Source organism: Polaromonas sp. P4_F9 (assembly GCF_056401235.1).
Genome location: NZ_JBFUJT010000025.1, coordinates 43,201 through 55,325 on the forward strand (window position 1 = coordinate 43,201; position 12,125 = coordinate 55,325).

Here is a 12,125-nt window from a genome sequence, read left to right on the forward strand (position 1 = left end):
GCTTCCTGCCCCCCGAGGGGGCCGCTGCGCCTGCGGTCTGGCCAAGCCAGTCCCGCGGCCCTTGCTTGCGAAGAGAGTGCCTCGCCGATCGCGCACCCGCTGCAGCTCAAAGCTTCGGCTTGAAGGTGCCGCGCCCATGAAACACCGTGTTGCTGTCATGCTGGCCGCGCTCTGGTGGGGCAGTCTCACCGGTTTGGGCTTTGTGGTGGTGCCCCTGCTGTTCATGCACCTAGGCAGCCCGGCTGCCGCCGGCGCCATGGCCGCCAAACTCTTCAGTGCGCAGACCTGGTTCAGCACGGTGTGCGCCATGCTGATGCTGCTGGTTTTCAATAAAAAAGACGATCCGGCCACGGCCGTTTATGCGGCGGCGGCCACAAAATTTGTAGTGGCAGGGCTATTGCTGGCCCTGCTGGTGGAGTTTGGCGTGGCGCCGCGTATCGTCAGTGCCCGGGCCGAGGGTGCCAACCTCAAGCTCTGGCATGGCCTGGGAAGCGCCATGTACTTGGGCCAGTGGTTGTGCGCGGGCTTGAGCCTTTGGCGCTTGAGCCAGCCGGCCGCAGGCGCCGCGTCGGCAGCATCCAGCCCCGATTAAAGGCGTTCGGCAGATTCCAGCGTGTTGACCAGCAGCATGGTGATGGTCATGGGGCCGACGCCACCGGGTACCGGCGTGATGTAGCTGGCCACCTCCTTGACGCCTTCAAAGTCCACGTCGCCGCAGAGTTTGCCTTCGTCGTTGCGGTTCATACCCACGTCAATGACGACCGCACCCGGCTTGACCATGTCGGCGGTCAGCATATTGCGTTTGCCGACAGCTGCCACGATCACGTCGGCCTGCAGTGTCATGGCCTTCAGGTCTTTGGTGGCGCTGTGGCAGATCGTCACCGTGGCATTTTTCTGCAGCAGCATCATCGCCATGGGTTTGCCCACGATGTTGCTGCGGCCGATGACCACGGCGTGCTTTCCCCGCAGATCGCAGCCGATGCTCTCCAGCATCTTCATGCAGCCATAGGGCGTGCAGGGCCAGAAACCTGGCTGTCCGACCATCAAGGCGCCCGCGCTGGCCACATGAAAGCCGTCGACATCCTTGCCGGGGGTAATCGCTTCAATGACTTTGTGCGCATCGATTTGCGCAGGCAGCGGGAGCTGAACCAGTATGCCGTGGATGGCAGGGTCCCTGTTCAGCGCGTCGACCCGCGCCAGCAGATCCGCCTCGCTGAGTGTGGCGGGGTATTTTTCGAGGACGGAATGCACGCCGTTGTCCTCGCAGGCCTTGACCTTGTTGCGTACATAGACCTGGCTGGCCGGGTTTTCGCCCACCAACACGACCGCCAGGCCCGGCGTGATGCCGCGTGCGCGCAGGGCGGCCGCGCGCCGGGCGACCTCCGCACGCAGTTGTTTGGAGAGGGCATTGCCGTCAATGAGTTGTGCGGTCATTATTTCAATTCTCTAAGTAAAAACGCCCGCTAGTCCAGGAACTACGGGCGCAAGCGGCTATAAAAAGTGTAGCGGCTGGGAATTTGGGTCCGGTGGCTCTCAGGCCTTGGGCGCGCTGGAGCCCAAGGCTATTTTGAGCAGATCAGCCACGGTATTGGCATTGAGCTTTTCCATGATGTTGGCGCGGTGCGCCTCGACCGTCTTGATGCTGATGCCCAGGTCGTCGGCGATCTGCTTGTTCAGGCGGCCTGCCACGATGCGTTCGAGTACCTGCGCTTCGCGCGAGGTGAGCTTGGCCAGCAGGGCGTCGCGGCTGGCGGACTGCTGGTGGTCGCTGAATGCTTCCTTGGCCTGCTCCAGCATTCGCTCGACCAGATTGACCAGTGCTTCTTCCTGAAAAGGCTTCTGGATGAAATCCATGGCGCCTTTTTTCATGGTGTTGACCGCCATGGGAACGTCGCCGTGGCCGGTGATGAAGACGATGGGCAATGGCGACTTGCGCTCGACCAGGCGATCCTGCAGTTCCACGCCGGTCATGCCGCCCATGCGGATATCAACGATCAGGCAGGCCACTTCCCGCGCATCGTAGCGGCTCAGAAATGTTTCAGCCGAGTCGTAACAGCGCACCCGGTAGTCCTTGCCTTCGAGCAGCCACTGCAGCGAATCGCGCACGCCCTCGTCATCATCAACAACGTAGACAGTACCTTTTTTGGGAATCAAGCTCATGCCAAACTTTCTTTCGTGAACTTCTCGAGAGTATTCCTGAAGGGGCTTCAGTGAACGCCGGTATCCTTGGCCGCTACAGTATCGCTAGCAGAGGGCGCTGGTGAAAGCAGGGGCGTCACGGGGATCCAGAAAGTAAACCGGCACCCCACCACTTCGTCCCCATTGTAGAGGTTCTCGGCCTCCATCCTGCCCTGGTGGGACTCGACAATGCTGCGGCACAGTTTCAGGCCGATGCCCATGCCCTCGGCCTTGGTGGAATAGAAGGCTTCATAGAGCCGTGCCTTGACTTCCGGCGACAGGCCGTGGCCTGAGTCAAGGACCGAAAACTCCACCACGCTCTGGTCCTCAATATGCTTGGGCACGACGCGCAATTCAACGCTGCGGCGGGCGGTGGGCAGGTGCGCCTGCTCAATCGACTCGGCCGCATTTTTCATCAGGTTGATCAGCACCTGCTCGATCAGGATGGGGTCCACCATGACAGGGGGCAGGCGGGCGGCGATGTAGTGGCTCAGCCGCACATGATGACGCCTGAGTTCGATGTCGGCCAGTTCCATGGCATTGCTGACCATGGTGGCCACATCGGCCGCCGTGCGGTTGGGCTCGCTGCGTTTCACAAACGAGCGGATGCGCTGGATGATCTGGCCGGCGCGATGCGCCTGCCGGGCGGTCTTGTCCAGTGCGACCAGCAGGTCCTCGTTGCTGATTTGCCGGCCTTTGATGCGCGATACCATGCCGTTGCAATAATTGTTGATGGCGGTCAGTGGCTGGTTGAGCTCGTGGGCCACGCTCGATGCCATTTCGCCCATGGTGATGAGCCGGCTCGCAGTCTGGGCGCGTTCGTTTTGCTGCGCGGCCTGTTCTTCGGCATGGCGCCGCGGCGTGATATCGGTCGCAATCACCATTTGCGCCAGGCGGCCGTCCACCCAGGTGAGGTAGCGCGAACGCACTTCCAGCCACTTGCCCAGGTCGGGCACAAAGATCTCGGCGTTTTCCGTCTGGGCGGTGGTCAGGGTGTCGGTGGGGAATCCGGCCATGCCGTCCACTGGATCAATGGCGTCCTCGGTAGGCATGGCCGCCGGCACGCCGGCCTGCGCGATCAGATTCATGTGCCCGGACACCTCACCGCCAAACCAGGACCGGTAAAGCTTGTTGGCAAACAGCAGTTCTTCACTGCCCAGCGGCGCCACGGAGACTGCTGCATCAAGCCCTTCGAGCACGGTGGTGAAGCGTTCATACGAGGCCGACAACTCTTCACGAATGCGCTTGGGCTCGGTGATGTCCGTCATGGACGTCATCCAGCCCGTCTGTTGCCCGCGCGGATCAATCAGCGGTGACACATACATCCGGGCATCAAAGATCTGGCCGTTTTTGCGTTTGACACGGACTTCGAATCCACCGGGAGGCGTTCGGCCATGCAATTCGTCGTCAAGCCGTGCCATCAGGATGTCGAGCTCTGCTTCAGGCCAGTGCGGAAAGGGTGGTGTGCGGCCCACGAGCTCATTTTCGGTAAAGCCCGTCATCTGGCAGAAAGCCGGGTTGACATAGGTAATGCGGCCCTGCAAATCCAGCGCGCGCATGCCGGTGAGCATGGAGTTTTCCATCGCGCGGCGAAAGTTGGTCTCGGATATCAGCGCCTGCTGCGCCTGGACACGGCGGCGGGTGTGACGCCAGGTGCCCAGCAGCATCCAGACGGTCAGGGCGCTGAGGGCGCTGACCAGCCAGAAAAATCCGCTGCCCACCACACCCAGCGAGGCACGGTAGCCTTCGGCGCGTATCAGCAGCCCATTGCCCACGGGAGAGACGGGGATTTCGTATTCGGCCGCGGCGTCGGACCAGGGCAGCAGCCGGGCCGCCGGATTGCGCCGGGGTGGCAAGTTGCCAGCCAGCACCAGGTTTTTATCATTCACCAGGGTCACGGCGTATTTGGCGGTCACTTCGGTCGGTACACCGAAGCGCAGCAATCCGTCAATGGAGTATTCGCCCATGATGACGCCGTCAAATTTTCCCTGGTCGTCGAGCGGTACCTGCAATTGCAGGGTAGGGACGTGGCCGCTGTTTTCGTTGGCCACCAGGGGGCGGGAGTACACCGGCTGGCGCAGGTCTCGCGCCAGCTCATAGGTGCCGTCCGTCTCGCCGACCTTGAGCTGCTCGCCCGCGCTGCGCGACTGGCTCGGGTGGGCGCTGGGCGATGCATAAGCGACCTTCACCCGGCGTTTGCTGTCGACCCACGTTACCGCCATCAGTTCGGGGTACTGGTTGACCAGCGATTCCGCCTGGACGATGAACTCTTCGGCGTCCACCTCCTTGTTCGATACATCCCGGCCAATGCGCATGAGCTGCTCCTGCCTTTCGAGCAGTCGCAGGCGCAGCCTTTGCTGGGCGTATTCGACATCGCGTTTGACGGCCTGCTGTTCCCGGTCTATTTCCTCAATTCGCAGGTAGCCGAAGGCCGCGATGACGGCCGCCAGGAAAAGTACCACTGCCAGCAGCGGACCCAATGTAATGAAGCGGTCCTGCCGCGATGGTGACTGTTTGCCCCACCATCGGTGCCAGAAAGCGAGGGAGGCGGGACTCGCCGCAGCGGTGTCGGAATAGGGAGCGGGTTTGGACATAGGGCAATCTCGCAGTTTAAGGGAGATGTTCCAGGCGAGCTTGCGTGATGGTGATCTTTCGGGGTGAACTTCGGCCCCGATTGCTGGCATGCAAGGTTTGCGCCCGGGTTTTCGCCGGACTGGCCGCGAAATAGCATTTCCATAATATGAAATCAAGAAGCACTATTTGAAATTTCTTAAATATTATGAGAAACTAGAGACTTGAATCTAATTTGCGTTTAAAACACGCCTTAGAGACAAGTTAGACACAAGCTTTGTGCGCAGCCCCAAAGTTGTGGATCAGGTTAACTAGCGTTACTCAGGAGACAAAAATGGCTGCCAATCCAAATGAAGCCGGTGCTGACAACTTACGCACCGCCGCCAACGACGCCTTGGGCGAAGACGCCCTGGACAAAGACAAACAGGAAACCCGGGAATGGATGGACGCGCTCTCAGCGGTCATCGAGAGCGAAGGCCCTGAACGTGCCCACTTCCTGTTGGAGCAACTGCTCGAACATGCCCGCCAGAAAAGCATTGACATGCCTTTTTCGGCCAACACCGCTTACGTCAACACCATAGAAACCGACCAGGAAGAGCGCTCCCCCGGCAACCTCGAAATTGAAGAGCGCCTGCGCGCCTACATGCGCTGGAATGCCATGGCCATGGTGGTCAAGGCCAACCGCCTGCACCCTGCGGATGGGGGCGATCTGGGTGGCCACATTGGCTCATTTGCTTCGCTGGCCAGTCTCTTCGGCGCTGGCTTTAACCACTTCTGGCATGCCGAGAGCGAAAACCACGGCGGCGACTGTCTCTACATCCAGGGGCATGTGTCGCCGGGCGTGTATGCACGCGCCTACATGGAAGGCCGCCTGACGGAAGAGCAGCTGCTGAATTTCCGCCAGGAAGTCGATGGCAAGGGGCTTTCCAGCTACCCGCATCCCAAGCTGATGCCCGAGTTCTGGCAGTTCCCGACGGTCTCGATGGGCCTTGGTCCCCTGATGGCGATTTACCAGGCGCGCTTTCTCAAATACCTGCACGCCCGCGGCATCGCCAACACCGAAAACCGCAAGGTGTGGGTGTTCTGCGGCGACGGTGAGATGGATGAAGTCGAATCGATGGGCGCCATCGGCCTGGCTGCGCGCGAGAAGCTCGACAACCTGGTGTTTGTCATCAACTGCAACCTGCAGCGTCTAGACGGCCCGGTCCGCGGCAACGGCAAGATCATCCAGGAACTCGAAGGCGAGTTCCGCGGCGCCGGCTGGAATGTCATCAAGCTGATCTGGGGCAGTAACTGGGATCCATTGCTGGCGCGCGACAAGGACGGCGCCTTGCGCAAGGTCATGATGGACACGCTGGACGGCGACTACCAGGCCATGAAGGCCAACGACGGCGCTTACGTGCGCAAGCATTTCTTTGGCCAGAACCCCAAGACGCTGGAGATGGTCTCCAAGATGAGCGACGACGACATCTGGAACCTGCGCCGTGGCGGCCACGATTCGCAAAAGGTTTATGCGGCCTTCCATTCGGCCGTCAACCATACCGGCCAGCCCAGTGTGTTGCTGATCAAGACCGTCAAGGGTTTTGGCATGGGCAAGATTGGCGAGGGCAAAAACACGGTGCATCAGACGAAGAAGCTGACGGACGATGACATCAAGATTTTCCGCGACCGCTTCAACATCCCCATTCCAGACAGCCAGCTGGCCGACCTTCCGTTTTACAAACCCGCTGACGATACGCCCGAGATGCGCTACCTGCATGAGCGGCGCAAGGCCCTGGGCGGCTACCTGCCGCACCGCCGCGTCAAGGCCGACGAGAGCTTCACCGTGCCCGCGCTGGAAACCTTCAAGGCCGTACTCGAGCCGACCGCCGAAGGCCGTGAAATTTCCACCACGCAAGCCTACGTGCGCTTCCTCACCCAGCTGCTGCGTGACCAGGCGCTCGGCCCGCGCGTGGTGCCTATCCTGGTCGATGAAGCCCGCACCTTCGGCATGGAAGGCCTGTTCCGCCAGGTGGGCATCTACAACCCTGAGGGCCAGAAGTACACGCCGGTCGATAAAGACCAGGTGATGTATTACAAGGAAGACATCAAGGGTCAGATCCTGCAGGAAGGCATCAACGAAGCCGGCGGCATGAGCAGCTGGATCGCGGCGGCCACCTCGTACAGCACCAACAACCGGATCATGGTCCCGTTTTACGTGTACTACTCGATGTTCGGCTTCCAGCGCGTCGGCGACCTGGCCTGGGCGGCGGGCGACATGCAGGCGCGCGGCTTCCTGTTGGGCGGCACCTCCGGGCGTACCACGTTGAATGGCGAGGGCCTGCAGCACGAAGACGGCCACAGCCACATCCTGGCGGGCACGATTCCCAATTGCATCAGCTACGACCCGACCTTTGCCCATGAGGTGGGCGTCATCCTGCACCATGGCTTGAAGCGCATGGTGGAAAAGCAGGACAACGTGTATTTTTACCTCACGCTGCTCAATGAAAACTATCCGATGCCAGGCCTCCAGCCCGGTACCGAAGAGCAGATCATCAAGGGTATGTACCTCTGCAAGGAAGGCGCCAAGCTCACGCCGCGCGTGCAGCTCCTGGGCTCCGGCACCATCCTGCGTGAATCGATTGCCGCGCAGGAACTGCTTGAGAAAGAGTGGGGTGTTGCCGCCAACGTGTGGAGCTGCCCGAGCTTCAATGAGCTGGCCCGCGACGGCCAGAACACCGAACGCTGGAACCTGCTGCACCCGACCGACAAACCCCGCGTGCCTTTTGTGGGCGAGCAGCTCGACAAGCACGCCGGCCCCGTTGTGGCATCGACCGACTACATGAAGGCTTACGCCGAGCAGATTCGGCCGTTTATCCCCAAAGGGCGCACCTACAAAGTGCTGGGCACCGATGGATTTGGCCGCAGCGATTTCCGCAGCAAACTGCGCGAGCACTTTGAAATCAACCGCCACTACATCGTGGTTGCGGCCTTGAAGGCGCTCAGCGAAGAAGGCACGGTTCCGGCTGCCAAGGTTGCCGAAGCTATCAAAAAGTACGGTATCAATGCCGACAAGATCAATCCCCTTTATGCCTGATGCAGGTTTGACGCATCAGCCAGCAAGCAATCGGAGACAACAATATGGCAGTGGTAGAAATTCAAGTTCCTGATATTGGGGATTTCGACGAAGTAACGGTTATTGAGTTGCTCGTCAAACCGGGTGACACCGTGAAGGCCGAGCAATCGCTGATCACGGTGGAGTCCGACAAGGCATCCATGGAGATTCCGTCCAGCCAGGCTGGCGTGGTCAAGGAGCTCAAGGTCAAGCTCGGAGACAAGGTCAAGCAAGGTTCTGTCGTGCTGACGCTGGAAGCGTCAGCCGGCGCTGCGCCGGCACCGGCCGCAGCGGCAGCTGCACCGGCGCCAGCCACAAGCAGTGCCCCGGTATCGGCGCCTGCCCCCGCACCTGCGGCCGCCCCGGCAGCAGCTGTCGGCCCGGTCGAAGTCCGTGTGCCCGACATCGGCGACTTCAAGGACGTGTCCGTCATCGAGGTGCTCGTCAAGCCGGGCGACACCATCAAGGTCGAGCAGTCCCTGGTCACCGTGGAGTCCGACAAGGCCTCGATGGAAATTCCGTCGTCGGCTGCGGGCGTGCTCAAGGAGCTCAAGGTCAAGTTGGGCGACATCGTCAACATCGGCGACCTGCTGGCCGTGCTGGAGGGCACCACGGCAACTGCCGGAACACCGTCAGCACCAGCGCCGGCTGCGCCAGTCGCCGCTGCACCTGTTGCTGCGCCAGCCGCCGCGTCGGTCAGCGCACCGGCTGCCGCAGCCTTGCCAGCGCATGAACCCGCCACGGCCCTGCAGGGCAATTTGCCGCACGCCTCACCGTCGGTGCGTAAATTCGCCCGCGAGCTTGGCGTGCCCCTGGCAGAGGTCAAAGGCTCGGGCCCGAAAGGCCGCATCACACAGGACGACGTGCAGGCCTTCACCAAGGCCGTGATGGCCGGCGATACCCGGACCCAGGCGCAGGCCGCCAAGGCGCCCGCAGCCTCCGGTGGCGGCGTGGGTCTGGACTTGCTGCCGTGGCCCAAGGTCGACTTCACCAAGTTCGGGCCGGTCGAGCGCAAGGACATGTCCCGCATCAAGAAGATCAGCGGCGCCAACCTGCTTCGCAACTACGTGATGATCCCGCACGTCACCAACCATGACGATGCCGACATCACCGAGCTGGAAGCCTTCCGCGTTTCGACCAACAAGGAAAACGAGAAGGCAGGCCTGAAGGTCACCATGCTGGCCTTCCTGATCAAGGCCAGCGTTGCGGCGCTGAAGAAATTCCCCGAATTCAATGCCTCGCTGGACGGCGACCAACTGGTTTACAAGCAGTACTACCACATCGGTTTTGCCGCCGACACGCCCAACGGGCTGGTCGTTCCCGTGCTCAAGGATGCCGACAAAAAAGGCGTACTGCAGATCAGCCAGGAAATGGGCGAACTCGCGAAGAAGGCGCGCGACGGCAAGCTCACGCCCGCCGAAATGCAGGGCGCCAGCTTCACCATCTCGTCGCTGGGCGGCATTGGCGGGCGTTACTTCACGCCCATCATCAACGCGCCGGAAGTCGCCATCCTCGGCGTCTCCAAGAGCCAGATGGAACCTGTGTGGGATGGCAAGGCCTTCCAGCCGCGCCTGATGCTGCCCATATCGCTGGCCTGGGACCACCGCGTGATCGACGGCGCCGGCGCCGCGCGCTTCAACGCCTATCTCGGACAAATCCTCGCCGACTTCCGCCGCGTCCTGTTGTGATGGCCCCCACGCTTTTCACTTCGTGTAAGGCGCTGCCCCCCGAGGGGGCGGTGCTTGCTTGGGGCGGCCCGGCGCTGCGCACGTCATGACAACACTTGTAGTCGTCAAGAAGGCGGGCCAGATTGCCATTGCCGCGGACACACTGGTCACGTTCGGCGATACCAGCCTGACCCACCGGTTTGAGGCCAACAGCAAGATATTCAAGGTGGATGCGCCCGTGGTCGGCCCGAGCTACATCGGGATGGCGGGCACGGTGGCGCACTTTCCCGCACTGCGCAAGGCCATGGCCGCGCTGCCCAAGGAGCAGCTCAGGCTGGGGTCCCGCGACGAAGTGTTTGACACCTTCATCAAGCTGCACCCTCTGCTGAAAGACACGTTTTTCCTGCAAACCAAGGAAGACGACAACGACCCTTACGAGTCCAGCCAGTTCACCGTGGTGATTGCCAACGCCAGCGGCATTTACGGCCTCTACAGCTACCGTGAAGTCTTTGAGTTCAAGGAGTTCTGGGGCATTGGGTCGGGTCGCAGTTTTGCGCTGGGGGCCATGCACGCCTGCTGGGACAAGGCCAAAACCGCCCGCGAAGTGGCCATGGCGGGTATGAATGCCGGTTGCGAGTTCGACAAGAACTCCGCTGGACCCGTTGAAGTATTTACTCTCAAATTGAAAGCCTCCAAATGAGCGCATCTTCGAGTCTCATCGATATCAAGGTACCGGACATTGGCGACTTTGACGAAGTGTCCGTGATTGAAGTGCTGGTCAAGGCCGGCGACACCATCAAGGCCGAGCAGAGCCTGATCACCGTGGAAAGCGACAAGGCGTCGATGGAAATTCCGTCGAGCCAGGCCGGCGTGGTCAAGGAAGTCAAGGTCAAGATTGGCGACAAGGTCAAGCAGGGTTCCGTGGTGCTGACCATTGAAGGCACGGCCGCGGCGTCTGCACCTTCTTCCCCGCCCCCTCTGGGGACTGCCGGCGCAACTGCCGCCGCGCCCCCACCCCAACCCTCCCCCAAAGGGGGAGGGAGTGACGCACTTTCCGCGCCCGTTGCCAGTAGCTACTCCGACACGGCAGACCTCGACTGCGACGTGCTGGTGCTGGGCGCGGGCCCTGGCGGCTATTCGGCTGCGTTTCGCGCTGCCGACCTGGGCCTCAAGGTCGTGCTGGTGGAGCGCTACGCGACCCTTGGCGGCGTCTGCCTCAACGTGGGCTGCATTCCGTCCAAGGCGCTGCTGCATGTGGCAGCCGTCATGGATGAAGTCAGGCATTTCGACAGCCTGGGCGTGAGCTTTGGCGAGCCGGTACTGGACATCAACAAACTGCGCACGCACAAGGAAAAAGTCGTCGGCAAGCTGACGGGCGGGCTCGCCGCCATGGCCAAGATGCGCAAGGTCACCGTGGTCCGCGGTTACGGCAGTTTTGTGGGGGCGCACCATGTCGAGGTGCAGGAAACCTCGGGTGCCGCGCAAGAGACCACCGGCAAGAAGCAGACCATTGCCTTCAAGCATTGCGTGATTGCCGCAGGCTCGCAAGCGGTGCGCCTGCCTTTCATGCCCGAGGACCCGCGCGTGGTGGACTCGACGGGTGCGCTGAACATGAAAGAAGTGCCCAAGCGCATGCTGATTCTTGGCGGCGGCATCATCGGCCTGGAAATGGGCACGGTCTATTCCTCGCTGGGCGCGCGCCTGGACGTGGTTGAGATGCTGGACGGCCTGATGCAGGGCGCGGATCGTGACCTGGTCAAGGTCTGGCAGAAGATGAATGCACCGCGCTTTGACAACATCATGCTCAAGACCAAAACGGTGGCGGCCAAGGCGACCGCGGCTGGCATTGAAGTCAGCTTTGAAGGCGAGGGCGCTCCCGCACCGCAAACCTACGACCTGGTGCTGCAGGCCGTGGGCCGCACGCCCAACGGCAAAAAGATCGCGGCTGAAAAAGCTGGCATCACCGTGACCGACCGCGGCTTCATCCCCGTCGACATCCAGATGCGCACCAACGTGCCGCATATCTTCGCGATTGGCGATGTCGTGGGCCAGCCCATGCTGGCGCACAAGGCGGTGCATGAAGCGCATGTGGCGGCTGAAGTGATTGCCGGCGAACTGCAGGGCAACAAGGAACTGGCGAGCGCCGCTTTCAATGCCCGCGTGATCCCGAGCGTGGCTTACACCGACCCTGAAATTGCCTGGGTCGGCCTGACCGAAGACCAGGCCAAGGCGCAGGGCATCAAGGTCAAGAAAGGCCTGTTCCCCTGGACGGCCTCGGGCCGCGCGATTGCCAACGGCCGCGATGAAGGTTTCACCAAGCTGCTGTTTGACGACAGCCCCGAAGCGCATGGCCATGGCAAGATCCTCGGCGGCGGCATTGTGGGCACGCACGCCGGCGACCTGATTGGCGAGATTGCCCTGGCGATTGAAATGGGCGCGGATGCCGTCGACATTGGCAAAACCATTCACCCGCACCCTACGCTCGGTGAGAGCATGGGCCTGGCGGCCGAGGTGGCGCATGGCAGCTGTACCGATATTCCGCCGGCGCGCAAGTAAGCAGCCCTGCTAACCCCCTACCAGCCCGGACCTTCGCAGGTCCGGGCTTTTTTTTTGCC

At 61.6% G+C, this 12,125-nt stretch carries 8 protein-coding genes; 5 read left to right on the forward strand and 3 right to left on the reverse strand.

What is annotated here, in order from left to right; genetic code table 11:
* The first annotated feature begins 136 nt into the window (after window positions 1-136).
* Window positions 137-592, forward strand: a complete 456-nt coding sequence (locus AC1DUB_RS20115) for a DUF4149 domain-containing protein (RefSeq protein WP_477730977.1) — start codon at window positions 137-139, stop codon at window positions 590-592.
* Here AC1DUB_RS20115 and folD read toward each other — a convergent pair.
* From folD to AC1DUB_RS20130, 3 genes are all read right to left on the reverse strand, one after another.
* A complete protein-coding gene (gene folD / locus AC1DUB_RS20120) occupies window positions 589-1,434 on the reverse strand; it encodes a bifunctional methylenetetrahydrofolate dehydrogenase/methenyltetrahydrofolate cyclohydrolase FolD (protein ID WP_477730978.1) in 846 nt (281 codons plus the stop codon). The genes AC1DUB_RS20115 and folD overlap by 4 nt on opposite strands.
* Before the next feature lie 99 nt (window positions 1,435-1,533).
* Window positions 1,534-2,160 (reverse strand): response regulator transcription factor, encoded by a 627-nt coding sequence (locus tag AC1DUB_RS20125; RefSeq protein ID WP_477718052.1) that lies wholly within the window; start codon window positions 2,158-2,160, stop codon window positions 1,534-1,536.
* 47 nt (window positions 2,161-2,207) lie between these two features.
* On the reverse strand, window positions 2,208-4,772 hold the full coding sequence (locus tag AC1DUB_RS20130) for a PAS domain-containing sensor histidine kinase (RefSeq protein ID WP_477730979.1): 2,565 nt from the start codon (window positions 4,770-4,772) through the stop codon (window positions 2,208-2,210).
* Window positions 4,773-5,083: 311 nt separating this feature from the next.
* Between AC1DUB_RS20130 and aceE the strand changes: the two genes are divergently transcribed.
* The 4 genes from aceE to lpdA all read left to right on the forward strand — a co-directional run bounded on the left by aceE (window position 5,084) and on the right by lpdA (window position 12,066).
* A complete protein-coding gene (gene aceE, locus AC1DUB_RS20135) occupies window positions 5,084-7,825 on the forward strand; it encodes a pyruvate dehydrogenase (acetyl-transferring), homodimeric type (protein ID WP_477721649.1) in 2,742 nt (913 codons plus the stop codon).
* 44 nt (window positions 7,826-7,869) lie between these two features.
* Window positions 7,870-9,531 (forward strand): dihydrolipoyllysine-residue acetyltransferase, encoded by a 1,662-nt coding sequence (gene aceF / locus AC1DUB_RS20140; protein WP_477730980.1) that lies wholly within the window; start codon window positions 7,870-7,872, stop codon window positions 9,529-9,531.
* 85 nt (window positions 9,532-9,616) lie between these two features.
* A complete protein-coding gene (locus AC1DUB_RS20145; protein WP_477718056.1) occupies window positions 9,617-10,210 on the forward strand; it encodes an MFS transporter in 594 nt (197 codons plus the stop codon).
* Window positions 10,207-12,066, forward strand: a complete 1,860-nt coding sequence (lpdA, locus tag AC1DUB_RS20150) for a dihydrolipoyl dehydrogenase (RefSeq protein ID WP_477730981.1) — start codon at window positions 10,207-10,209, stop codon at window positions 12,064-12,066. The genes AC1DUB_RS20145 and lpdA overlap by 4 nt, the downstream gene beginning before the upstream one ends.
* Window positions 12,067-12,125: the final 59 nt, after the last annotated feature.